This is a genomic window from Parabacteroides provencensis (assembly GCF_900232875.1).
Lineage (GTDB): Bacteria > Bacteroidota > Bacteroidia > Bacteroidales > Tannerellaceae > Parabacteroides > Parabacteroides chinchillae.
Genome location: NZ_LT960489.1, coordinates 587,566 through 613,826, shown reverse-complemented (window position 1 = coordinate 613,826; position 26,261 = coordinate 587,566). Strand labels below are relative to the sequence as shown.

Annotated in this window: 15 protein-coding genes; all 15 read right to left on the bottom strand. The window is 36.1% G+C overall.

Features of this window, described 5'->3' with window-relative positions; all coding sequences use genetic code 11:
- Nucleotides 1–195: 195 nt before the first annotated feature.
- The 15 genes from CTY47_RS09495 to CTY47_RS09425 all read right to left on the bottom strand — a co-directional run bounded on the left by CTY47_RS09495 (nucleotide 196) and on the right by CTY47_RS09425 (nucleotide 26,256).
- Nucleotides 196–2,256 carry a helix-turn-helix and ligand-binding sensor domain-containing protein gene (locus CTY47_RS09495; protein ID WP_099464520.1) on the bottom strand — a complete coding sequence of 687 codons (2,061 nt, stop codon included), beginning with the start codon at nucleotides 2,254–2,256 and terminating at the stop codon, nucleotides 196–198.
- Between the two features lie 88 nt (nucleotides 2,257–2,344).
- Nucleotides 2,345–5,563, bottom strand: a complete 3,219-nt coding sequence (carB, locus tag CTY47_RS09490; protein ID WP_099464519.1) for a carbamoyl-phosphate synthase (glutamine-hydrolyzing) large subunit — start codon at nucleotides 5,561–5,563, stop codon at nucleotides 2,345–2,347.
- A gap of 475 nt (nucleotides 5,564–6,038) precedes the next feature.
- Nucleotides 6,039–9,293: an efflux RND transporter permease subunit gene (locus CTY47_RS09485; protein ID WP_099464518.1), complete on the bottom strand. Its 3,255-nt coding sequence runs from the start codon at nucleotides 9,291–9,293 to the stop codon at nucleotides 6,039–6,041.
- A complete protein-coding gene (locus CTY47_RS09480) occupies nucleotides 9,290–10,771 on the bottom strand; it encodes a TolC family protein (protein WP_099464517.1) in 1,482 nt (493 codons plus the stop codon). Before CTY47_RS09480 ends, CTY47_RS09485 begins: the two co-directional genes overlap by 4 nt.
- A 38-nt stretch (nucleotides 10,772–10,809) precedes the next feature.
- A complete protein-coding gene (locus tag CTY47_RS09475; protein ID WP_099464516.1) occupies nucleotides 10,810–13,872 on the bottom strand; it encodes an efflux RND transporter permease subunit in 3,063 nt (1,020 codons plus the stop codon).
- Nucleotides 13,865–14,941, bottom strand: a complete 1,077-nt coding sequence (locus CTY47_RS09470; protein WP_099464515.1) for an efflux RND transporter periplasmic adaptor subunit — start codon at nucleotides 14,939–14,941, stop codon at nucleotides 13,865–13,867. Before CTY47_RS09470 ends, CTY47_RS09475 begins: the two co-directional genes overlap by 8 nt.
- 1,250 nt (nucleotides 14,942–16,191) lie before the next feature.
- Nucleotides 16,192–17,391 (bottom strand): 6-bladed beta-propeller, encoded by a 1,200-nt coding sequence (locus CTY47_RS09460; RefSeq protein WP_099464513.1) that lies wholly within the window; start codon nucleotides 17,389–17,391, stop codon nucleotides 16,192–16,194.
- Nucleotides 17,392–17,722: 331 nt separating this feature from the next.
- Nucleotides 17,723–18,874: a DUF4221 family protein gene (locus CTY47_RS09455; RefSeq protein WP_099464512.1), complete on the bottom strand. Its 1,152-nt coding sequence runs from the start codon at nucleotides 18,872–18,874 to the stop codon at nucleotides 17,723–17,725.
- Nucleotides 18,875–18,946: 72 nt separating this feature from the next.
- Nucleotides 18,947–19,165, bottom strand: coding sequence for an NVEALA domain-containing protein (locus CTY47_RS09450; RefSeq protein ID WP_262497731.1), 219 nt, complete (start codon nucleotides 19,163–19,165; stop codon nucleotides 18,947–18,949).
- Nucleotides 19,166–19,382: 217 nt separating this feature from the next.
- Complete coding sequence (locus CTY47_RS17105) at nucleotides 19,383–19,799, bottom strand: DUF1573 domain-containing protein (protein ID WP_233202137.1); 417 nt, start codon at nucleotides 19,797–19,799, stop codon at nucleotides 19,383–19,385.
- Nucleotides 19,800–19,842: 43 nt separating this feature from the next.
- Nucleotides 19,843–20,868: a 6-bladed beta-propeller gene (locus CTY47_RS17100; protein WP_199163415.1), complete on the bottom strand. Its 1,026-nt coding sequence runs from the start codon at nucleotides 20,866–20,868 to the stop codon at nucleotides 19,843–19,845.
- 101 nt (nucleotides 20,869–20,969) lie between these two features.
- A complete protein-coding gene (locus tag CTY47_RS09440; protein WP_099464510.1) occupies nucleotides 20,970–21,995 on the bottom strand; it encodes a BF3164 family lipoprotein in 1,026 nt (341 codons plus the stop codon).
- Nucleotides 21,996–22,074: 79 nt separating this feature from the next.
- Nucleotides 22,075–23,223 (bottom strand): DUF4221 family protein, encoded by a 1,149-nt coding sequence (locus CTY47_RS09435; protein ID WP_099464509.1) that lies wholly within the window; start codon nucleotides 23,221–23,223, stop codon nucleotides 22,075–22,077.
- Nucleotides 23,224–23,329: 106 nt separating this feature from the next.
- A complete protein-coding gene (locus CTY47_RS09430) occupies nucleotides 23,330–23,578 on the bottom strand; it encodes an NVEALA domain-containing protein (RefSeq protein ID WP_099464508.1) in 249 nt (82 codons plus the stop codon).
- Nucleotides 23,579–24,258: 680 nt separating this feature from the next.
- A complete protein-coding gene (locus CTY47_RS09425; RefSeq protein ID WP_099464507.1) occupies nucleotides 24,259–26,256 on the bottom strand; it encodes a hypothetical protein in 1,998 nt (665 codons plus the stop codon).
- Between the last annotated feature and the right edge of the window lie 5 nt (nucleotides 26,257–26,261).

Here is a 26,261-nt window from a genome sequence, read left to right as displayed (position 1 = left end):
AATAAAATTAATAATTTTGAACAAAGAAACAATATTAAAATAAAGTGACAATAAAAAAGGCTACAACACTGCTTGCGCAAGTGATTTGAGTATAAATTAAAGATACTACAATACTTTCACAAGTACTTTTAATGTGATGTTTAAATGGTTGAAGTATACATATTTATAAACTTGTTGTTTCTGATAAATAATAGATTAGAAACGCATCAGGAAATCTGCTAAATTTGTATCGGAATCCAAACCTAAACGTTTTCTTAAACGGTATCTGCGTATTTCTACGGCTCTGACAGATATATTTAAAAGAGATGCTATTTCCTTGGTAGAAAGATTCATTCGCAGAAAACAACATATTCTTAAATCACCGGCAGTAATATCCGAGTATTGTTCGCGCAGCTTGTCCATGAAATTGCGGTGTGCACTATTAAAATAGTTTTCAAAAAGAATCCAACAATCCTGGTCATTAAGTGTCTCTTCTATTAGCGTACGCAACCTGTTGTACATCTTGTTCGGATAACGATCTGCCAGTGCTTCTTTTTGGTGGTCTAATTCTTTCAATAAAGCTTGCATAGCTTCGTTCTTTTTCACTAAAGCGGAAGTTTGTAAAGTCAGTTCATTATTTTTATTTTGTAGCTCCGCTTCCAGCATTTCACTTTTAAGTTGATGAATTTTATGTTGCTCTGCAAGTTTATCGGCTTCCAGTTTATTTTGTTCTTCTTTTCTTAAACTTTTCAGGTAATAATGTAGTCCGCCTTGTACTATAAGCCAAATTACAAATAGGTAGCCTATGTAAGCCCATATACTATTATACCATGGCGGACGTACTTCAATAATCAGAGATATTTCGGGATAGGGGCCTTTTATAACATACTTTCTTACTTTAAGCTCATAAGTACCTTCTGGCAATTGAAGAAAAGAAATTTTTCCGTCTTTCTGCCAATCCGACCAATCAGAAGAAACTCCTTCTATCTTATAGCTTATCTGGTGGTTTGATGTGAAAATGGATGTTCCTGCATATACATTCATTTCTTTGAAGTTATGAGGTAATGATATGGTTTTGGTATCCAATGGTAGCTTTTGTAGCGTTTCATTGTATATATAGTCTATTTCAGCAAATCTTAAAGAAGCAATACCCAGATTGGATTCTATTAATTGGCGAGTGTCTACCAAAAGAATACCCTGCATGGCTGATACCAAGTAAAGACTACTGGATAGCGGAAATATAGCATCTCCGCGTGTTACCAGATTCATATTATAGTTGTCGAACAAAATCCGGCATTTCATACTGCCTTTTTCGTTTTCGAGATGGAATAATCCGGCTTCATTTTTGTAAGTCAGCCAATATAAATTTTCCGGAGCGGGATATATATATTGTGCTTTGCTGAATACACCTAAGGCATCTGTGTCCTTAAATAGTCCATCAATTTTTAATTTAGGGTTGGCATTGTTATCTGGGAGAAAGGATTGGGCTTCTTTTTCCGGAATTGGCAGGAATTTCTCTCCGGGTTGCATTCTTCGTTTATAATATCCGATATTGGTCTGTATGTATAGCTCGTCTCCATTCAGGTATCCTTTTTTTAATTTACCGATATTGCTTCGTTCTGCCAATAATGTGATGGGAGGATCAAGTGCTATTTGTGATAAGCCATTGTCGAATGCTACCCAGACTAACTTTTCATCCTGTACGCATATTGCACGTACCAAATTATCCTGTAGCCGATTGTTATGATGCAAATGCAGTAAAATATCTCCTTCCTTATTGGTAATATACAGGCCGCTTGTTTCTGTCCCTGTGAAGTGAAGGTCGCGGATTGTAGCATAGGCTGTAGGTTGTGCTTGTTTTACCTCTTCGGGCAGTAAATAAGGTTCTACATGGCTGCCGAAACCTACGCCATCCGGTAATTTATCTATTGTATGATAGTGTAATTGGCCCATGTTGTCTGATGTCCAGTATCCGTATACATTATCTTCTGTTTTTGTGTATATCTTATTATCAAAATAAGTAACTCCGTTTATGATATCGTTGTCTGGTAATGGATAGAGCCGCCATGTATTTCCGTCAAAAGAGAGTAGTCCTGAGTTATTGGCAACATACAATATACCGTTGTGTGAAACAGAGAGTGCCCAATTCTGGCAACTGGCTTTATAGTCGTCTACACCATAATTTTGGATAAGAAAGGAGGGGGGAACTACCGGAACAGCCTGCATAATAGAAGCTGTCAATATTGTGAAGAATAATATTAACGGTAGTTTGAACATGGTCTTTTTAATATTAGAAAACAGTAGAGACAAGGAGTTGCCTTGTCTCTACTAAAATTTTACGGTTACAAATATAGTAAAATATTTTTTACTTATATTCCTGCCAGCTCTTAATCTGTATATCTTCTGTGTTCAAATTACAGAATGCGCTGATAAATGCACTGGCTAAACGGGCATTTGTAATCAATGGTATATTGTGGTCGATTGCTGCACGGCGAATCTTATATCCATTGGTTAATTCCCGCTTACTATGGTCTTTCGGGATGTTGACTACCAATTCGAAAGCATGTTTGCTGAACATTTCCATGATGTTCAAATCTCCTTGTTCGTCTGGCCAACATACGGCTGTTGCCTTAATTCCGTTATCATTTAAGAATTTAGCAGTTCCGTGTGTACCGTAGATCGTATAGCCTTTGTTGGCTAACATACGGCAGGGTTCCAGTAAATCTACTTTACTCTTGGCAGCACCGGAAGAAACCAGGATGTTTTTCTTTGGAATATTATTTCCTACTGCAACCATGGCTGATAACAGGGCTTCATCAAAGTCGTCTCCAATACAACCTACTTCGCCGGTAGAACTCATATCGACACCCAGTACCGGATCTGCTTTGTGCAGACGTGCAAATGAGAACTGAGATGCTTTAACACCAATCCAGTCGATGTCGAATGCACTCTTGTCGGGTTTTGTATAAGGAACGTCCAACATGATGCGGGTAGCTGTTTCAATAAAGTTGCGTTTCAGCACTTTTGATACGAATGGGAAGCTGCGTGATGCACGCAAGTTACATTCGATTACTTTTACGTCGTTATTCTTAGCCAGATATTGGATATTGAAAGGACCGCTGATATTTAACTCCTTTGCGATCATTTTACTTACCTTTTTAATGCGGCGTGCAGTTTCGAAGTATATTTTCTGTGCAGGGAATACCAATGTTGCATCACCTGAGTGTACACCCGCAAATTCAATATGTTCTGAAATTGCATATTCAACAACTTCACCGTTCATTGCTACGGCGTCAAATTCGATTTCTTTTGCTCCCTGAAGGAATTCGGAAACAACTACCGGATATTCTTTTGACACTTTTGCTGCCAAATCCAGGAATTCGATCATCTGTTCTTTGCTGTGGCATACGTTCATTGCTGCACCAGACAGTACATATGACGGACGGATCAGGATTGGGAAACCTACCTTTTCGATGAATGCGTCAATTTCTTCCATGCTGGTAAGTTCTGCCCAACGTGGCTGGTCGATACCCAGTGAGTCCAACATAGCAGAGAATTTGTGACGGTTTTCTGCACGGTCGATAGATAATGGAGACGTTCCTAATACCGGTACATTCTGGCGATATAATTTCATAGCCAGGTTATTTGGTATTTGTCCTCCTACTGATACGATTACGCCTTTCGGAAGTTCCAGGTCGATTACGTCTAATACGCGTTCGAATGAAAGTTCATCAAAGTATAAGCGGTCGCACATATCGTAGTCGGTAGAAACGGTTTCCGGATTATAGTTGATCATAATCGATTTGTAGCCCAGTTTGCGTGCAGTTTGCGTTGCATTTACCGAGCACCAGTCGAATTCTACAGAAGAACCGATGCGATAAGCTCCCGATCCCAGGATAATGACACTCTTATCATTCGGATAATAATTTATGTCGTGCTGGCTGCCATCATAAGTCATGTACAAATAGTTTGTCAGCTCGGGATGTTCGGATGCTACTGTATTGATCCGTTTTACACTAGGCAGAATACCCATTTGTTTACGCAGGTTGCGTACACGGATATTTTCTTTCTCCATATTGCCTTCCGGGTTTTCTACATAACGGGCAATCTGGAAATCTGAGAATCCTAAACGTTTTGCTTCACGCAATACATCTTCGGGGATATCTTCAATTTTATTGTAAGAAGACAATACTTTCGTATAGTCTACTATATTTTTTAGTTTTTCGAGGAACCAGGGAGTGATTTTGGATAGTTGGTGAATGCGGTCTACCGTGTAACCTTCTTCCAGGGCTTTTGCCACAGCGAAGATACGTAAGTCGGTCGGGTTGGCCAGTTCATCATCCAGATTGTCGAACGTAACATCATTGTTTCCAACGAAACCATGCATACCTTGTCCGATCATACGAAGGCCTTTCTGTATAATTTCTTCAAAACTCTTACCAATAGACATGATCTCGCCCACTGATTTCATACTGGAACCGATCAGGCGGCTTACACCAACAAACTTTGTCAAATCCCAGCGCGGAATTTTAACGATCATATAATCTACTTCCGGAGCTTTGTATGCTGAGTTGGGAGTACCCATTTCTCCAATTTCATCCAGGCTGTAGCCTAAAGCAAGTTTTGCGGCAACGAAAGCTAAAGGATATCCGCTGGCTTTAGATGCTAATGCTGAAGAACGGCTTAAACGGGCATTTACTTCAATAACGCGGTAATCGCATGTGTCGGAATTGAATGCGTATTGTATATTGCATTCGCCCACAATACCCAGGTGACGGATTGTTTTTGTTGAAAGTTCTTTTAATAAATCCAACTCTTTTTCCGTCAATGAACAAGTAGGGGCAACAACGATACTTTCACCGGTATGTACACCCAGTGGGTCGACGTTTTCCATGCTTACTACGGTGAAGCAATGGTCGTTCTTGTCTCGGATTACTTCAAATTCGATTTCTTTCCAACCCTTTAACGATTCTTCTACCAATATTTGGGAAGAGTATGCGAATGCGCTTTCGGCCAGTATGCGTAATTCGGCTTCATCTTTACAGATACCGCTACCCATACCGCCTAGAGCGTATGCCGAACGGATCATAACGGGGAAGCCTATTTTGTAAGCTGCTTTAACTGCATCTTCAAGACTTTCTACTGCTTGGCTGATAGGGGTTTTTACTTCTATCTCGTTCAATTTTTTCACAAACAGGTCACGGTCTTCGGTATACATGATTGCTTCAACAGAAGTACCCAGTACTTTAACTCCGTATTTGGCAAGTGTACCGCTTGTATACAGTTGAGTTCCGCAGTTTAGGGCAGTCTGGCCTCCAAAAGCCAGCAGGATTCCGTCAGGTTGTTCTTTTTTGATAACTTCTTCAACAAAGTATGGTGTGATAGGCAGGAAATATACCTTATCGGCAACACCTTCCGATGTTTGAATAGTAGCAATGTTCGGATTAAGCAATACAGTGCTGATTCCTTCTTCCTTCAGCGCCTTTAGAGCTTGTGAACCGGAGTAGTCAAACTCGCCGGCCTGTCCGATTTTCAGGGCACCCGAGCCCAGAACAATCACCTTTTTGATTCCACTTTTCGACATAGTAATTGGGTTGTTTTATTATTAAATGATTTTATAGATGTTTTCTCTGTATTGGGCACAAAAAAAATGCGTTAGTAAAAATAACCAACGCATTTTATATAACCAAATTATAATCCTGTAAAATAAAGAAATAGGCTTCGTCGTCCGTCATATATGCGGAAAAAAACTTTGGATCATCCTTATATGTCTTTATTGTCATAGAAACCTTTTCTTCAAAATTTCGGCAAAGATATGGGTTTGTTTTAATACATACAAATATTGGAGGGGGAAATTATTCTTTAGTGAAGCTAAACCGTCTATATTTGCTTCGGCAACAAAATTAAATTCGTCCGGCATCTAAATAGGATAGGGTAGGCAACTAAATCTGTCCGGATGCTATTATGAAATCATAGTTATGATTTAAAAAAATGATACTGATGATTTTTCAAAAACATACATATCGTTTTAAAACTTGCAAATCATTTGTGCCGTTACCTTACGGCTTGTTATCGAGGGAGGATTCTTTTTTTAATGTGAATAGAGGCAGGTAGAAAAATATCCCGATAACAGACATCGTAAGTCCTCCTATAGTTCCGGCAGCCAATGGGAACCAGAATGCCTCTTTGTCTGTCCCTAACATAAATGGAATGAATCCTAAAATGGTAGAAATGACAGTGAGGAAGATTGGAGTTATTTTTGCATTCCACGCTTTCAGATATGCCCGGTAAGGAGGTAATAAAGGATTCTTGGTTCTTAGTTGGTTGTATTCGTTCAATATATATATACTGGCATTTACGGTAATACCGCATAAAAGGACGAAAGAAGCGAATCCTCCCTGGTCGAAGTTCAGTTTGAACCAATAGAATGTAAGGAATACGCCTATATAGGATATGGGTATAACGAATATTACAGCCAGCGGTTGTTTTAGGGAGTTGAATAAAATGCTGGTTGTGAAGAATATAATAGCGATAATGAGCAAAAGTAAAAGATACTGTTTGTTATCCTTTTTATCCCAGTACCAGTAATTGTTTTCTGCTTTCGCAGTATATCCCATAGGTAGTATTTTATTGAATTCTTTCAAAACGCGTTCCTGTATTTTGGTTCCCTGATTTGATGCGCCAATATACTCGTATTGCAGGCAAAGACGGTATTGCTGGTTTACTTTGGCTACTTTCTGAGGCATTTGTCCCTTTTCTACACTGGCAAGTTCCGATAGTTTATAGGGTTTCCCATTTACATACTGGGGTATGTATTGCATATTCCATATATCATATTCGTTCGATTGCCGGGAGAATAGTTTTAATTTTTCCGTTTCATTGTCAACTATAATATTTCCGCTATATATATCTTTTCCGAATACCGGACGGAGCGACGCAAACAAATCGATAGGAAGAATACCTTCCTGCGACATGCGGGCTTTGTTTAATTTAAAATAGAATTCCTGATAATCGTCTTTCCACCATGAGTATTCGGAATTGATAAGTACTTCCTTGATCCGGCGGTAAGTAAGGAGTTTTTCTTTTAATTTTTCAGCCCATTCGTACAGGTCGTCATAGTTATACCCATACATTTCTATACGGAATGAACCGGCGTTTTCACGGACATCATTGCTAAACCCCTGGTCTTGCAATCCCCAGACATTCCAACTGCCGCCTCCCAGTTCGAGTGCCTTACTTATGATACGGCTTTTTAGTACATATGGAAAACCGCTTCGTTCGCTTTCGCGGGTGAAATATATACTGATACCTGCCTGTCGCGCATTATAAATATTAGTTTGGAACTGCCGTATTTCTTTAAAACTACTTAAATAAGATTCCATCCGGCTGATGAGATGATTGGTTTGTCCCAATGTCGTGCCGTTAGGTAAAGATGCTCCTACATATAAAACGGTCTCGTCATTTCTGGTGAAATAGCTGCCTTCGTATACTTTCTGTACGAATAATCTCAATGTACCTCCCAGGGCTTTGTCCATAATAGGTTTTATACTTTCCTTATAAGTGTCGGTCGATACAATGGTATTATATTTTTCTATGAACAATGAATCCAGGGATGAATATTGTTTTTTATCATCCATTTCTATTTTGTCCGGTAATAAAAAGATTGGCAGGCCGAATATCAGAAGTAAAACAATACATGCCAGTTTTTTCCAGTTACACAGGAAACGAATCTGTGCCCAATAATATCTGGAGAAATAAACAGGAAATCTTTTTATCCATCTCTTTAGCCTTGGAAATTTAGGAAGGTGAATACGGCGGTATTTTCCGGCAGGGTTTTTCTTGTGTTTTTCTTCCAGCCCCATTTTCTCTATTAAAGAAGGGACAAAGAATAAGGCTATAAATAAAGAAACGCCCAGGTTAATAATAACTACAGCAGCAAAATCTTGCAGGTTAAGACGTATTTTCTCATCCAGAAAAAAGATAATAACCAGTGCCCCCATTGTTGTTAGCGTGGCAGCCAGAATAGATAAAAAGGCATGCCTGTTATGGCGGTTACGAATATGCTCCGTCATAACTATGGTATTGTCCATGATCAAATTGAGAGAAATTGTTACGCCGGCCAGTGAGTATAACTGCATTTCTAACCCTAATAAATAATAGAGAATAACAGCAATACTAAGGTTTACACTTATGCTGATGATAATAAGAAACAGATAGCGGATGCTTTTTGTAATCAGTAAAACGAATGTTAATAAAATCAGTATGGTAAGTCCGGTACGTAGGTATATTTTATCTAATTCCTGTTGTATGAACTCTGTCGCATCGTAGCTGGTATGTATTTTATATCCGGCCGGTAACAGCGTGCGTATATGTTCCATCTCCTCTTTTACTTTTTTAGCCAGTTGGAGCTGGTTTGCCGTTTCGTCTGCTTTTATGGATAGGTAGATAGAGTTTAGTCCGTTGATACGATAATAACTTTGCGGTGTTTCTTCCTGACGCGTTACTTTTACCAGTTGGTCTAAACGAATTAATTTCCCTTCTTTACTTTTTACAGAAATCAGGGCAGGGTTAAATCCCTCTTGTCCGTTTTCGGGAATAAGTGCCAAACGAATCCACTGGTTTGATTGTATGGACGAACCTGTTTGTGCCTGAACGTTGGCAATACCCAGGAACTCTTTTTTATAGTATTGGTAAATAGCAGTTTGCAGGTCGTCTATAGAGATGCCTAATAATGTTAATTGGCGGCTGTCATATTCCAGCTTCCATTCCATGGGGGTAGCCCCGCTGACATCTATTCTGTATATTCCCTGTATTCCTGACAAACGGGGTTTTATCTGGTCTTCTGCGAAACGCTGAATAAAAATAGGGGTAGCCGCCGCATTTAGCGTATAGCTCATGAAAGGAGCAGACTCTTTATCGTCCGGCCGGCTCATTTTCAGAATCGGATAACTCAATCCATCCGGTAAACCAGGCCAGGTTTGCCGGATGATAGTAGATGCCTCGAAGCGGGCGGCATCTATATTTGTATGTTTATCCAACTCTAGTGTGATGTATCCCCAGCCATTTCCGGAGGTGGAGGATATCTCTTTTATCCCTTTTATACGGGCTAACATAGACTCCAACCTTGATGTTACCTCCATTTCGATTACGCGTGCCGAATTGTCGGGCATATTATAGCTGATGCTTAATCTTGGTAAAGTGCGCGAAGGCGATAACTTTATAGGTAACAATGGAATGAAAGCAAGCCCTGCCACCGCCACACAAAGAAAGGCGACGATGATAGTAAAAGAGGATATTTTGGGCGATGCACTCATTTCATATAATGGCTGTAATCGAATTCATTGCTGAGGCTGACTCCTGTTTCAAAATCATGTAATGTAAGCTTACGTATTTTGAAATAACTCAACCAGTAATTTTGCAAAGCAGATATATAGTTTCGCTGTGCTTCTTGTTGCCTGTTCAGGGAAAGAGTCAGACTGTTAATATCCGCTTTTCCGATCATAAAACGCTGTTTAGTCTCCGAATAAGCCATAATTGCCAGATCTAATGCCTCTTCGGCACTCGCGATCAGATTTTGTTGAATGTTGAAATCTCCAACTGTCATAATAACGTCTTCTTCGACACTCTGTTCCTGTTGTCTGGCTGAAATCTCGGTGACATTCAGGTTGTTCTTTGCAATATTATGTTTCCCTTTTCTTACCCCCCAGTCAACCAAAGGAATAGATAAAGAGACGGAAACCATGTCTTGTTGTAACGGGTCGCGGTAAGCGTCTTTAAAATTGTTTGCTACTTGGTTAAAACCGATACTGGCTCTGAGAGATGCATTGAATAATGTTTCTTTTTTTGTTTTATCGACTTGTTGTTCAGCTTCCAGTATGCTTTGGCGAAGTTCCAGGAACTTTGGGTTATTTTCCCGTGCCATTACTAATGCTTCATCGGCAGAAACATTTAAGTCGGCGGGATGTCCCGGCAGACGCAACCGTATTTCCGTGTTTTTGTCCAGGTTTAGGAAAGAAGCCAGGCTGAACATGGCACGCTTTAGTGCAATGTCCGCGTTTTGAAAGGCATTGCGGGCATTTACGGCATCCAATTTGAGGGTGAGCAGATCTGCTTGGCTTATGGAAGCTATCTTATGACGCTGCAATCCGGTTTGATAAAGAGTATCGGTAGATGCCACATTATCTTTTGCCAGGTCATATTCAGCTTGCGCCATTGCTAAAATGAAAAAGTAGGAGGTGGCTTGTTCGCTGATAGCCTCCCGGTTATAAAGAAATTCTTTTTTTACTTTTTCGTATTTCAGCGGTTCGATTTTTCGTTCCCAACGAAATGGATTATATCCGATCAGGCTTTGGGTATATCCTATTTGAATAGGTATGGTGGTAAATTGACTATATGCGTTGTCTCCGAAGTTCCGTATGTAGCCGAGGTCTGAACTCAAGAAGAAATTACCTCCCAGCAAATCGAAGTTTTGCTTGACTTCCAGGTTCCCACCTGAATAAAATGATTGTTGTTTACGGTATACATCAATATCATTTTCGGAATCGTATCTTTTGGTAATGTCCCGGTAATATTGTGCCGGGGTCAGATTTAAGGTTAGGCTGGGCAAGCGATCTGCTTTATAAGTCCTGAACTGCCAGTATCCGGCAAGATACATATTCTTGGTACGGAAAGCTTCCAGGGAGCTGTCGGCTGCCATACTAATCGTCCTATCTAAAGACAGAATGAGCTGTTGAGCTGTTGTTTTTCCAAAAGTGACTAACAAAAAAGCTAATATTATATTTAAGAATCTCATATTTTGATATCTATAAATTCATACTCTAATGTCTTATCTCACGCATGTTTCCGGTAGATATACCAATATATTAACGGAATTACAAAAAGGCTGACTGCTGTACCTAATAACATAGCCGAAATCATGGCAATTGACAGAGGTTTTTGTAACTCGCTACCCATATCGAATGAAAATAAAAGAGGTACCATGCCGAATATTGTAGTGAGAGATGTCATGATAATCGGACGAAGGCGTCGTCTGCCGGCTTCGTGTATAGATTCCATTAACGGCCGGCCTTCTTTACGCAATTCGTTGATTGCGTCTAGTTTCAGGATAGAATCATTTATTACGATACCACAGGTTACCACAATACCAATGGCACTCATCAGGTTCAGACTATGCCCGCATAACCAAAGTACTAACAGTGCTGCTGCCACGTCAATAGGTATTTCCAATAGTACAATAAGGGGCTGGAGGAAACTCTCGAACTGGGCTGCCAGAATGAAATACATTAGTAAAAGAGAGATAAACAGGATGATCACCAATTCGTTCAACATCTGTTTGTTTGAGAAAAAGCTTCCCGAAAAATCCACATCCCAGTTTTGGACAGTTTCTTTTACCTTTCCCATTAAATGCTCCGCATCATCTACATTGTAAAAACTGAAAGGAATATATTCGCCGTTTTTTCCGGCTGTAATTGTTTTCAGGTCTTCTCCTTGTGTAATATGAACCAATGACTGCAGAGGAATGTATTGCGGTTCTTCTCCACTTTTTGCCGGACTTGTCCGGATAAGCGTGTTGCTTAATACTTGATTTATGCTCTGCTCGTTCCCTGCTAATGTGATTGGCAGATATTGTTGGTAAGAACGAAGAGTTGTTACTTCATTTTCTTTGAATGCAGTTTTCAGTATCTTATAAACTTCATTGTAATCTACATTATACAATAAGAGTTTCTGACGGTCTATGGATATATTCAGCTGATCATCGAATGCGATGCCAACAGGAGGTATTCCTGTTTTGGCTGTAAGTGCTTTCTCTAAATTAAACAGGGTTGAGGCTACCGGAGCTTCTGTCTTATTGCGCGTGTATAATTCCGTTACAATATCAGCTTCACCTGTAACAAACAACTTTTCAAAAACAGTTTCAGGCGGTGCAAACGAAACTACTGCATTTGGGTATGATTGCTTTATCCACTGCTGGATATCAGATTGCAAAGGTGCAATATCTTTCGTGCTGAATGTCTTTAAGTATAGTTCAGCCTCTGATACGGATAATTCCCGGTCTCTGTTTAACAGAAATTGTTGTTGGCCGATATAGGCCGTATGTTCTGCCCCGAGTTTATCAGCTTGTGCGAATATGGAACTTACCCGCTTCCTGTTTTCGTCGATATGTATGTTTTCATTCCATTCTAAATGGACGATCAATTCATTCTGATCTATTTCCGGCATGCGGCTTTTGGGTATAACGTAAAATAAAACTACACACAAAGGCACAGTAATAATAACGAAAATAAGAGAAGAGCGTTTATGATCGAAAATAAAATCAACTCCTCCATCGTAGAAGCGGTCTAATGTGTGCTCTTTAACCAGGTTATTAATTTTAAGGTTGATAAAAGAATGCTTTATTTCAGGAATGCTGTATACCAGTTTGTAAAGAACAGGAAGCAACATGATTCCTGTAAAATAGGAAACCATCAGGCCCACGGTTACGGCAAAAGCCTGGTCGTAAAAGATGGCTCCGGCAATACCACTCATAAATACTAATGGGAGAAATACCGCTATAGTAGTGAATGTGGAACTTAGCATGGGGGTGATGACTTCCGTAGTCCCTTTTATACAAGCTTCTTCCAAAGAGTCGCCTTTCGCCCTATATTGCGTGATATTTTCGGTAACAACGATCGAACTGTCTATCATCATACCCAATGCCAGTATTAATCCGGACAAGGATATAATATTGAGGGACATATTACATAAATAGAAAAACAGAAAACTAATAGTTAGACTGACTATCATACTTAGCCCAATTACGGCCGGGCTTTTTACGTCTCCTAAAAACAGAATGGCAACTATGCAAATGAAAATGAAACCGAGTGACAAGTTTTGTTTTAAGTTTGAAATGGTATAATCCAATAACTCCGTTTGATTACGGGTAATACTGAATTCGATATCCGGATAAACGGAAGCAAAATAATCGGTAACCTCTTTTAATGCCTCCTTCATATTATCCATATTTTCGTCAGACTGTTTGATAACGGCGAGTGTGACCGCACGTTTGTTGCCGGCCAGTGACAAACCTGTTTCTTTTTCGGGAACAATGGCAATATTTGCTAAATCTTTTAACTGGAAAATGCGCTCGTTTTTCCGGATATAAATGTTTTGCACATCTTCGGGGGTACGCAACAGAGTTGAAAATTTAATGTTGTATTCATAATAACCGTCCCGAACAACCATACTGCCCGGTTCTATATTGTTTGAGTTTAATGCAGATTCAAGTTCGTCCAATGTAATATCTGCTATCTTCATCAGCTTCATATCCGGAACAATCTGCAACTGCCGTTTCTGTATTCCGGTTATATCTACCATGGCTACTTCCGGTAATTGTTCAATGCGTCTTTTGATAACTGTTTCTGCAAATTGGCATAAATCAAGGAAAGCAGATTCGTCTATTCCTGATTTTTCGTTTTCATTTGTCTTCAGCGTGAGGTTGAGGTAAAAGACGGGAATGTCGGTAGCACTGGCTTTGATGACGCGGGGACGCTCTATCTCTTTGGGGAGATAATTCATAGCTGCATCTATCTTTTCGTTTACTTCAATAAAAGCAAGATCAGTATTTGTCCCGAATTCGAAATTGAGACGGATAATACTTGCACCATCTCTTGTCTCACTATGGACATCTTTTAATCCGGCAACTTGCATGAGTTGTTGCCGGATCGGTTTTACTACCGTGTTTTCCAATTCCCGGGCAGATGTGTTTTGCCCTGCAACCTGAACGGTAATTTCTGGTATGGCAATATCCGGCAACAAAGAGATAGGAATGGTAAAATAGGTTACCAACCCGATGATAAAGAATGCCGTAAAAGCCATTAATACGGCTATGGGACGTTGTAGCAGGAACTTAATCATTGGTACTTTCGATTACTGTTACTGGCGCCTCATGTGCCAGGTTAATATTACCGCTTGTTATTATTATATCTCCTTCTTTCAGGCCTTCTGCTATTGTATAGTTTTCGGCATTTTCCAGTCCGGTTTGTACATAGTTCCAATAGGCTTTGTTGTTTACCAATGTAAATACTACTTGCTTGCCGGAGCGTAGAACAAGTGCTTCCTTCGGTATAACGAGTTGCTTACTTAACGAGCGGTGGACACTGACGCGGACATTCATTCCTTCAAACAATTTGCCTTTGTCGGTAACGGCAGCTTTCACTTTTACCATTCCGTTTTCATCAACCAGCGGGTTTATTTCGGAAATGCGGCCTTCCGTTTTATTCTCAGGTGAAGCAAATGGAGTGACTTCTACCCGGTCTCCTGCTTTAATTAATGGTAGTTCGCTTTCTAAAACAGTGAAAGAAGCTTCCAGGCTATTGGGATTAATAATTGTACAGAACACATCTGATGTGGATGCCGTATTGAATGGCTTGGCGAACAGGTTAGCAACGATTCCGTCAAAAGGAGCTGTCAGGGTAGCATTACGTTCTTCAAATTCGGCAAGCTTATATTGTATAAATGATTGGTCATAGCCACTTTTTGTTTTTACCAATTGCATTGTTGCAGCAGGAATCCTGGCCGAGTCCTCCAGCTTATAGCCTTGGCCTATCAATACATCCTGTAGTTCCAATTTTGCACGTTCCAGGGCATCCTTTGCCTGAGATAGTTTATTTGCTAAACGGAACTTTGACAGTTCTGCCAGTTTTTGTCCTTTTGTGACCCTGTCTCCGTTTTTCACATAGATGGTGGCTATAGGTTCGGTCGATTCAAATTTTAAATCGGCGTACATACGTGCAGATAGTTTACCGTTACTTATTAATTCGTGGTTGAAGTCTGTCGTCTTTAGAGCCATAACAGTAACTTCATTTGTTTCGTCGGGCAAAACTGTTTCAACAGATTCTTCACCGGGCTCTGTTGCCTTTTTATCACCGGAACATCCAATTAACCCTGCAATTAATAGTATGATAAATACATTGTAGCTCTTCATAGTATTAAATTTAATATCACAAATATAATAAAATGGCAATATGTACATACGAAATATTCATAATTTATTCATAATTAACTGTGTCTGGAAATAAACTATTTCTCATATACACATTCATTCATCAGTGTATAAAAGAAGTTTATTTCTGTTTTTTCAACAAGTTTTTATGCTGACAAAAAACTGACATGAAGTAAAAGTTTGTTTTATCCTTTAAAACCAGTTTATTATACCATTGCTATATGTGAAAATCCGTTCTTGTATTTTGGGAGCAATAACTTTATAGATTGTATTTTGAGGGATTTGTTTAAAGGTTATAAAGTTATTATTTCCTTTAATTGCTCCTGCACTTTTCCATTCATTGTCCCAATAGTAAAGTTCAAAATCCAATGAATCGGCTACTTCACTCTTTTTATACGGGATATAAGATATTTGTTCTAGTTTACATGGTTTACCCAAATCGAATAAAATCCCTTGTTGTCTTTCTTCTCTTTTACGGAAAACGCCTTTAAATCCGGTTGCAGACAAATGATCTGTTAGCATGTCCAGTGTTTCATCATCCTTAAATCCTTTCACATTGGCAGAAACCTTCACATTCGGAATCTCAATCAGCNGTTGTCTTTCTTCTCTTGTACGGAAAACGCCTTTAAATCCGGTTGCAGACAAATGATCTGTTAGCATGTCCAGTGTTTCATCATCCTTAAATCCTTTCACATTGGCAGAAACCTTCACATTCGGAATCTCAATCAGCCGGCCATTTTGTCTCTCTTTGAATACAACTTCACATAACGAAATCGTATCTGACGGAGGGAGAAACCGTATATATCTGTAAGGCTCTTTGCATGACACTTTTATATCATTTGTCCACATATCCATGCTGCCCGTCATTGTAAATAAACTTTCATATTGGCTTTCTGCGCTTCCCGGATCATTGCTTCCTATAAATAGCCCTCCAATTAATGGCTTTTTATTATCTGCGATCAGATTTTTATATAAATAAGGTTTGTTGATAAAGTGATCGATTGTGTAATAATCGACCATATTATTAGTTAACAACACGTTTTTTTGTGGGAAAATAGAATTTTCAAATTCTGTTCTCAAATTCATCATTTCTTGTAATTGTAAATTACCTTGTTGCAATATTTCAGATTTTACTCCAATCTTGTTAATGGTAATACTCTGTTTTTTGATGAAAAAGAACATCCAGACACTAACAGTGAATAAAAGCACGACAACAATATAAAAACACCATTTCATTTGAATTTATATTTAAGGATTAGAGGATTATCTTCCGGTTGAAGATTTTGATATATTAGATTTAACTTTTGATTCTTACGAATAAATTCATCGTATTCAGATTGAGGCATCTTGGATTTAATATCATTAAAAAGCTCTAAAAATTGATATGCTTCAATCATCCAATAACAATAATTATCATCCATAAAAACAGGAAGAATATCGTATGCTGTTCGTTGATTTACAGTAGGAAAAAGAAGATCATTTTCAAAATTTGAGAAATGATACAGCTTGTTTCTTTTTTTGTCAAATAAAACAAAGGGTCTCAGGTTTTCATAAGTATAAATAAAAAATAAAAAAGAAGAATTCTCTGCATATCCATCAATTCTTGCTGCATATTTATTGCTGTTTATATAGTTTACAAAATCGGATAAATTGGTGAATTCATGATATGCATTTGAGGGCAACGCTGATTTTCCAAAATCAATAGTTAGCCGAGGATATAATTCACGATCTTTTATATAATAAATCGTATCTGAGATTGAACTGGAATATGACAGCGTATCATCCCATATGGCGAAGTTTGTGTATTCAATGAAGTTCAAATACTTTTCTTCAGCAGGAACTTCCACAATCTTTTTTTTAGAATCCCCGGTTTCGCTATTTAGTATATGAATAGAATAATCTTTTTCTGCATTTTTAGTACGCCCGGAATACATATAAAGATCATTCCTATAGTTCACGAAATTGCTGGAGAATAATTTATATTTTATTTCACCTACATAATTTCCATTCATATCATATCTGACAATTTTTCCTCCTTCCCCGTCATTTATTTCCAATAATTTTTTATCGCTATCTATTGAGAAGTCGGATATTGTAATATATTCGCCTGGCCCATTTCCTTTTTTATTAATATTCAAAATACAGTTACCTTCCTGATCATAGACGAACAATATGTTGTTTGAACAGAAATAAAAATGATTATCTGCTGTCAATAACTTTGACGGCTTGCTTAATACATTTATGCTGTCATTGCTTACTTTGATAACTTCTTGTGCGGAAAACAAGTTTGAAAACTTAATTGGATTTATCTGTTTCGGGTTAATTGCCAATGTTTGTACATTTTGACATGTATCTGTTTTTTGTTTTGTACATTGCACAAAACAAAAGATAAGTATACAAAAAAGTAAATACTGCTGACGATAAGCGTTCATAACTAATATAATTTAATGTTTAAAAATGGGGAGAAATAGATTTTATAAAAACGTACATTAAGCAAGACTTAAATATGCCAAAGATAATTTCATTGAACTCTTCTTGCCTTGCTTAATTCTAATCTAAATGAGGCTAATAGCTAGCACTTTTAACCTTTACAGAATCCTTCACCACCTGAACATCCAGTGTATTCTCCTTTCTTTTTAAAAGGGGACGTCAAGGGAGCTTGTTTGTGAAGTTTCGTAAGCTGTAAAAGCAATGCGCCCCTTCTTTCCGTTACCGGACTCGTCTCACTATTGTTAATTTCATAGATTGCTTTATCTTATATTTTTACTTTTTCAACAAATCAAATCTTACAAAGCTAAGAATATCATCATTATATCCTTGATTTATAGGATGATTGTTTGATATATACAATCCATCTTCTCGAATAAATAGTAATGTTGAATTAAAGCTATACTCAGGCAATAGAGTTTCACCGATTATGTTAAAGTCCTCATCAATAATTATTATTGAAAACACTTTACGACCATATAGCCAAATATCCATAGAGTTTTCATTTTTTTCTATTTCCGTCTGAGGATAAGCGATTCGATAATAAACCTTTCGATATTTGTCATAATATAAATTACCATAATTGGGTGATTCACACCATAATCTTAATGCTGTATTTAGATTTGTTCCGCTATTATAATCATTTGGTAACGGTATTTTATCTATATATTTACTTTTTATTTTGATTTTTCGTATTTGTTCTTTTGCCAAAGATGAAATATAAATATTTTCATCATAAAAAAAAGAGTATATAAGAGATTGGTTATTTAGAATTCTACTAAAATAAGCTTCTATACCAAAAGCTTTTGCTTTGTTGTCTGCATCAGGAAATTTGGGATATTCAAATTTCAAGTTATCAATCTGTTTATTAAGAAGATTAAGAGTTGCTGATACTGGATTTATTTTATTCCACCTATTGCATTTTGATAATATATAAAGTTTGTTATTTTCTGCAATAATAGGTTGAAAAACAAATGAAATAGAGGAAAATGGATTTAAGGCTACGTCATCATCTGTTTTAAAATACTCAAACTTATCAACAATTTCTCCTTCTTTATTTATCAGAGATATTTCTTGTATTCCATTCGTTGTTAAAAATATACTATCCAAATTGTGTATATAATATCCATAAAATAAACCAACGCCATTATTCCCTTCAACCGGAGGGGTTATTTTAAAATCGAAAGCACATGTTTCGATATTATAAAAATAAATTTCGTTCAAATCCTGATTTTGAAATGTTAAATATTCTTTGCCGTTTTTATCCTTATACAAAAATAAAACTTGGATGGATGATTTAACATTATTATCAAGCTTAAACTTTAACTCTTTATTGGATTGTTTTAAAACATAGTTTGTTTCACTTTCCCGTTTACACGCAGATAAAGTAAAAACAAAAAACAGTAGACATATATATATACGTATCATAATTATTTCCTATTTAAATATCAAGAACCCATTTTTCAACAAAGTTCCTTGATATGATAAAATTTTTTATATTTAATGGCCACATGGAGAACAACCCAGCTCACCTCCATTACAACAGGGATTAGGATAAAGATAACTTAACCAACAAGTCCCTCCATAACCAGCTTCACAATTTGCCAACGCTTCCACATTTTCTAGCGCCAAGTCTAATAATTTTGCATTGTTTTTACTTTGGCTGATATTCCAACTAGTTGTTACAGCTATGGCTACCATAATAGCTATACCAAGTATTTTTTCGCATGATATTATATTTTTTATGTGTTAGTTATTTTTGTTTTAAATACGTTATTCTGTTTACTTTTCTTCCGCAGAAACAAATTAGACATTCGTCCGATTGCTTTTTTTCTTATTTTACCTCTTCATGACCTCCTTTCTTTTAACGAAAGACTCTGTGTGAACTTGCTTATGAAGTTTCGTAAGCTGAAAAGCAATACTCCCCTTCTTTCCGTTACCGGACTTGTCCCATTACTTTTAATACGATAGATTGTTCTGTATTACATTTTATAGTAATCGTTTCACTAAAGATGCCGCTTTCTTTGGGCGTCATTTCTACTGTCAGGCGCAATGAGTCGCCCGGTTTAGCAGGTGATTTATCAAATGAAGGCGCAGCACATCCACAAGTAGTACTTGCATCAAGAATCACTAACGGGCTATTGCCTGTGTTCCTTAAGGTAAACACAGCCTTTTTCGTTTCGGACTTATCGAATGTGCCGAAGTTAATTTCCGTCTGATCTACTTCGGCTGTTGTCCGGATCTGTTTGGCAGAAGGTGGTTCTGCTCCTGTAATCTGTTTCAGATATAACTCTTTTACAGCCAAATTATGAATAGGATTTCCTATTACGACAACTTTATTATTCTTATCCAATAAAAAAGTTTGAAAGGTAATATCAGAAGGAAAATTGTTTTGCTTAAAGATTTAAATCTAAGTAAGACACCTGCATTTCGTCATCAAGATTCATTATGATTCTATTGTTTTCCTTATCGTAGCAAAAGGTGAGAATAGGATGTCCTACTTCTAAAGTTTGTATATAGTCGCCGTTTTTATCAAAAATCAAAAATTTAGTAGGATTCATAACTGTTATCCCTCCTCCTTTACCATCTATTATTCTTTTCTCTCCCAGATAGCTAGCTACAATATAGTCTTTGCAAAAGACAACATCTCTATAATGCCTGTTCTCACTGGAATTTTTCGTATTCCACTTTGCGCCATATATATTGCATTTAAAATCACCATTAAGATAACCAATCGTCATTAAATCATGATACCAATAACACTCAACATATAAGTTGTTTTCAATGGATATGGCAGAACTGACTCGTTTCCTTTCTATTTCCGGATGTTTTAAATATTTCATAGGTTTTACTTCCCCCGTTTTCATATTCCACTTGGCAACTATAGGCGTATAATCCGAGTTATCCAATATTTTTGTAAATAATCCTATTGATAAACTATCATTTATATAGTCGTAATTATCAGGGCACATCATACCATCTAATTTAAATTTTTGATTTGGGATATATGATGGGTTCATGAGAACACTGTCCAAATTAAAACTAAATATTTTAAGTTTCCCATGATCTGTTACATAAAAAATGCGATCAGCTTCATTAATTCCGATACGCCCCAGATTTGCAATTTCTTGTGGCCCTTCTCCTCTATCCCCGGTGCTTGTAATATATTTGAAAGAATTCTTATCAAAAATATGTATTAGTTTATCCGGTGATTTGTAGTCGCTTATTATTAAAAAATTATCCATAATATATGGTATCGCAAAACTAGAAACAGGGTTTTCCTCCATTTCTATCTTTACAATCTTATCTTGAACATCAACAATATTATTACGACTGTTTTGATGTTTTTCTGTATTTGAATTATTTGTACAATTCCAACACAAATAAGCTAATAGTATAATTAATAAGTTATGTAATTTCATCTCAAAAATGCATTTTAGTATTATACAAAATAATAATATATCCTAACTCTATGTTGAGTGGATTTGAATCACTAAATTTTTATTTTTTTATCTGTTAGTATTTATTTTAACTGATCATCAATCTTGTAAACCAAAATCATAGGGTCTTCTTTATAAGATATCGCATATATTGAATTTGTGTTTTTGTCGATACAAAAATTCAATAGCTTAGATGATAGCAAATATTTTTGTTTTAAATTCCCATTATGATCAAATATATGAAATTCATTACCATAACTAGTTCCTCCTTTTTTTTCTTCTCCGGAATATAAGCCGATTAAATCGTTGTTTGCAAACCCGGCCGCTAAATATCCCATTGGGTTTAAAGGGTGTATACTTTTTTCTTGATAATTATATTTAAGGTCATGTAAAGAGTAATCCCATTTTTTTTGTATCGTATCATCATTTATATTATATAATTCTATTACTCCAGCTATAAAAACGACACTTGCTAATTGAGTTCTGTCTGGAGATAAATATAATCGCCCATGGTTGGCCTTAGAACGGGTCATTGAATCAACATTTGTATTATTCTCTTGTAAATAATTTCCACATGAGATTACTTTATCCAATTTTTCATCCATAAATGTAAACTTCTGCTTTGTTCTACCTGTAGCAATATAACTGGAGTCATTTATTCTATATATTTCTAAATAGCGTGTATTTTCGTCTAATTTTTTTTCTATAATAGGAAGACATTCTCCTGAACTATGATTTAAGCTATCAATAGAGTATACTGATATTTTACGTTGTATATTATCAAAAAGCTGAATATACCAATTATTATTTGATTGAAAGATATCAATACTAGTTATTTGTATGAACTCATTAGGCCCTTGTCCCTTTTTTGCAAAAGAATATAAAAGTTTATTTTTACATACGTCAATAGCATCAAGCATGTAAGGAGCAGAAAAAGATCTGTCAACAAATAGTAAATTACCACATAATTGCATCAGCACAGGGGTGCCTATTTCCACGTCTAGAGAATCGGACGCTTCCCAAGAGGAAATTTGTGTGTTTTTTTCTGAGTTTTTATGTTTACAAGAAAAAAACGATAACAAGAATACTAACAATATACAATAACGCATATATATTTTATTTTAGATAATTGGAGTAGAAGAAGTGCAATTTAAACAATTACACTTCTTTAATCGTTATATGTGGTTCTCATGGATTTGTACAAAAAATATCCATCTGGAGTATATCTGGATTTTTTGAGGTGTCTAAAATATTTTCTATAAAAATCAAGAGACCTTTTTTTGTAATTCCCCAACCATTAAAATAGTTATAAGTTTTAGGGCTTAATTGTTGCTCATTTATTATGTGAAAATTTGAATCTAAAATAGTCAAATAAATATTTTTACTTTCATATTGTTCATTAAACTCTTTATTCTTAGAATAAGAGGCAATTTTATCTAAATGCAATCTATAATACACATTCTCTTTTGGAGAGTATATAACTTCAAAAAAATGAACGTTCTCTAGCAGATGTTTATCTGCTTTCTGAAAATCATAAGGCATAGTTAATTCTGAAACTAAATTTTTTGTGTATTTACTTTGTCCATCAACTGTATTTTTTTTACCGGTTTTTATATCTATATAATATATATTTGAACTGATTGGATAGTTGTAAATAATATATTTATCTGTAAATGTAACATTAGGCATTTGCTTCCATCCAAAATTTGTTCCTGCTTTATTTTCGATGCTATTTCCTTCGATTTCAAATGATTTTAAATTATCAGTCAAAATTGAATATTCGCATATATTGTATTTGGTACGATCTTTATTAGGTGTTACAGCCAAGTAGAATATTGAATTTCTTGCCGGGTGATAATAAAAAGTACTGGTAGATCTTGAAAAATTTTTATCTATCATGATGAACCCACCTTCAGGGATTGGTAGTTTAAAACTATTTGTGACTTTTCCAATCGAATTAATTAGGTATAAATTTTCTTGGCTGTAAATCCAAATACTGTCAGGATTGGAAACACATAATCCGGATATATTTTTTAGAACACCGTCTTTTCCTTCTGTTGCTAAAGAGATATGAGAAACTGTTTTATTATCGATGTTAAACTTGTCTATGGAATGTGTTAACCTATTATAGGCGTATAAATATTCTTTATTATCCTCTTTAGGATAAGTAGAAATAAAACTGTATGATGTAAGTGATTGGTCATCAATAGAAATATTGATACTTATTTTGTCTAACTCTTTGGTTTGATTATACAAAACCTTTGATAGATCTTTACTCTTTTGTTGACAAGATGTAAATAGAACTAAAAATGCTCCAAATATTGATATCAGTTTCATGCTAATCCGGTTTTTGTGAATACTTAATTCTAGTCTTAAATAGTTTTTGAATTATCGGGGTTATAGTTTGCTACTTATTCATGACTAATGAAAAATGCCTAAATAATTAAGGACAACTTCTTGGTCCACCACATAAAGGACCGGTTACTGAAGTTATACATTGTGTACCAACTCGAGATCCACAGTGATGTTCATAATATTGTATTCCTCCTCCTTGTTCCCCACCGGCTAGTGCTTCCACATTCTCTAGAGCCAAGTCACTTAAACTAACTTCATTGTTATTTTTATTAATATTCCATGCTGCAGCAACTGCAACCATAGCGACCATGATTATACCGAATAATTTTTTCTTCATGATATATTAATTTTTGATTTATATTTTTCTGTTTTTTAAGTTTCTTATTTACTATTCTTCAATAAGAAATTTCATTGTTCTTTAATTCTTCTTTAATTCTTCTTACTTTTGCTCCATCCCTTCCTTTCTTTTCAGGTGGAGACAAGGGGGGAAGGTTGCCTGAAGAGTTCTAATGTCTGAGAGGTTTCTTTCCCTGCTTTTTATTATATCGCTTGTCCTCGTATTTTTAATGTTATTGATTGCTTTGTATTACATTTTACCATTATGGTCTCGTCGAACATTCCCCGTATTTTGTATGATGAAATCTGTTTTTTGCCTGTTTCACCTTAACATTTCCTAAGCTTATATCTGCAGGGCTAACCTTTGCAGTTGTAATGATCGGTCGATTTGTTGCTTCTTTTTCTCGTGTGAGTTGTTTTAAATATAAATCTTTAACAGCCGAATTATAAATAGGATTTCCTATTACGGTAACTCTATTGTTTTTAATCCAATAAAAAAGTTAGCTGTACCCTTAATTTACATTCAGATTATAGTTGGAAAATATCCTTCTTTTTTCTGTCTTACCTATCTCCAAAGGTACTATAAACAAAGAACGGAAAATATTTTAATGTAGTTCAAATAAATAAACTGACAATTAGCTGACATCTTATTATAATGATGTGAGATATAGAATGTTTATTTTAAAACCAGTTTATTATACCATTGCTATATGTGAAAATCCGTTCTTGTATTTTGGGAGCAATAACTTTATAGATTGTATTTTGAGGAATTTGTTTAAAGGTTATAAAGTTATTATTTCCTTTAATTGCTCCTGCACTTTTCCATTCATTGTCCCAATAGTAAAGTTCAAAATCCAATGAATCGGCTACTTCACTCTTTTTATACGGGATATAAGATATTTGTTCTAGTTTACATGGTTTACCCAAATCGAATAAAATCCCTTGTTGTCTTTCTTCTCTTTTACGGAAAACGCCTTTAAATCCGGTTGCAGACAAATGATCTGTTAGCATGTCCAGTGTTTCATCATCCTTAAATCCTTTCACATTGGCAGAAACCTTCACATTCGGAATCTCAATCAGCTGGCCATTCTGTCTCTCTTTGAATACAACTTCACATAACGAAATTGTATCTGACGGAGGGAGAAACCGTATATATCTGTAAGGTTCTTTGCATGATATTTTTATATCATTTGTCCACATATCCATGCTGTCCGTCAATGTAAATAAACTTTCATATTGGCTTTCTGCGCTTCCCGGATCATTGCTTCCTATAAATAGCCCTCCAATTAATGGCTTTTTATTATCTGCGATCAGATTTTTATATAAATAAGGTTTGGGGGTACGGATCGTTATATCTGTTTTTGTGTTAGCACATTCCAGTTTCTCGACAGAACCATCCTGTTTTAAAATAAATAATGGTGCTGCGGGAATGATCGTTCCATTTTTATAAAATGCCGGAAGGTAAGCAATATCATGCCCCATGTCTTTAAATGTAACCTGTTTATTTCTTCCAATTTTACCCCATTGTACAGGAATCCATCCTTCAAAGCTATAAACACACAAATAACAGTAGTTGGTTTTATCCGGAATATCTTCTGTGATTTCCAGCGATACATCTGCTGTTTTAAAATATTGAGAAGAAACATCTTTGATCCGTGGATTCTTAAATAAAGCAGGTATATCATACGAGGATATTTTCTGATCCGCTATAGGTCCTTCTATATAAAACTCGTATGTATGACGATAAACTTTAGGTAACCTGAATTTTCCCCATACCAGATCAAAACATTCGTTATTGTAAATTCTTTTATATTTCCATCTGTCATTATCATAAAATGGTTCAAAAGGGTGGCTCTCTCCATTTATTATAATCGTGTTCCAGCTGTGCGCTTCATTTCTGTTTCCCCATTCGGGTACAAAGTCTATGGCTACAGCCACCCCTAAAGCAGAAAAAAGCAGACAATTATACCATGTCATCTGTTCGCACAACCCTCTTTTTATATATTCAAATGTGGCTGCACTGTAGATCGGCACAGAGGCGGCAGCATTATAATTATATTGAAGAAAGCTATATTGATAACTTAATGAATCTACCATCTCTTGAATAGTCTTGGTTGAATCATTAAAATATCCTTGATGTCGTTTGTAAAATATTTGCCGGGCATCATCTAAACATACTCCATTCTGAAATCTGTAAGGAAGAATAGTTGAACAAAAGTCTTCAAAAGAGATGTCTTTTGTGTATTTATTTTCTTGCCAGGCATTGAATGCAAGGTCTATTTCTTTAATAAGCCAATCAGCTTTGATTGTAGAAATGTCTTGTTGCATGGAAAGAGGCGAAATAGTTGTTCGTATGTTTTCCCCAAAGGCTCTGGTTTCTCTTGCCCATAAACCTGATCTTTCCCAATTATACTTTTCTGATATAACAGTTAGTTGATCATAAATAGGTTGCCAATTGTTTATAGATACTGAATCATATCCTGCATGTCCGGGCATATTTTTGATCAGAAAACAGGTTGCTTTTAACTTCAAGGAGTCTTTTTTGTAATGTTCCAGTACCTTCTCTAGTTCATCTCTGTTTGCACCCGCAAAGTCCAGTACTTTAAACAATTCTTTTTCCTCCACTGATGTACAAGATATTAATAATAAAGTAATAATATAAGTAAATAGTTTCTTCATCTAGA

Bases quoted from the DNA above. Each gene is read 5' to 3' on its own strand.
- CTY47_RS09470 (WP_099464515.1), bottom strand. From the start codon at position 14,941: ATGAAGAGCTACAATGTATTTATCATACTATTAATTGCAGGGTTAATT.
- CTY47_RS09430 (WP_099464508.1), bottom strand. From the start codon at position 23,578: ATGAAGAAAAAATTATTCGGTATAATCATGGTCGCTATGGTTGCAGTT.
- CTY47_RS09440 (WP_099464510.1), bottom strand. From the start codon at position 21,995: ATGCGTTATTGTATATTGTTAGTATTCTTGTTATCGTTTTTTTCTTGT.
- CTY47_RS09485 (WP_099464518.1), bottom strand. From the start codon at position 9,293: ATGAGTGCATCGCCCAAAATATCCTCTTTTACTATCATCGTCGCCTTT.
- CTY47_RS09435 (WP_099464509.1), bottom strand. From the start codon at position 23,223: ATGAAACTGATATCAATATTTGGAGCATTTTTAGTTCTATTTACATCT.
- CTY47_RS09480 (WP_099464517.1), bottom strand. From the start codon at position 10,771: ATGAGATTCTTAAATATAATATTAGCTTTTTTGTTAGTCACTTTTGGA.
- CTY47_RS17100 (WP_199163415.1), bottom strand. From the start codon at position 20,868: ATGAAATTACATAACTTATTAATTATACTATTAGCTTATTTGTGTTGG.
- CTY47_RS09425 (WP_099464507.1), bottom strand. From the start codon at position 26,256: ATGAAGAAACTATTTACTTATATTATTACTTTATTATTAATATCTTGT.
- carB (WP_099464519.1), bottom strand. From the start codon at position 5,563: ATGTCGAAAAGTGGAATCAAAAAGGTGATTGTTCTGGGCTCGGGTGCC.
- CTY47_RS09460 (WP_099464513.1), bottom strand. From the start codon at position 17,391: ATGAACGCTTATCGTCAGCAGTATTTACTTTTTTGTATACTTATCTTT.
- CTY47_RS09475 (WP_099464516.1), bottom strand. From the start codon at position 13,872: ATGATTAAGTTCCTGCTACAACGTCCCATAGCCGTATTAATGGCTTTT.
- CTY47_RS09495 (WP_099464520.1), bottom strand. From the start codon at position 2,256: ATGTTCAAACTACCGTTAATATTATTCTTCACAATATTGACAGCTTCT.
- CTY47_RS09455 (WP_099464512.1), bottom strand. From the start codon at position 18,874: ATGATACGTATATATATATGTCTACTGTTTTTTGTTTTTACTTTATCT.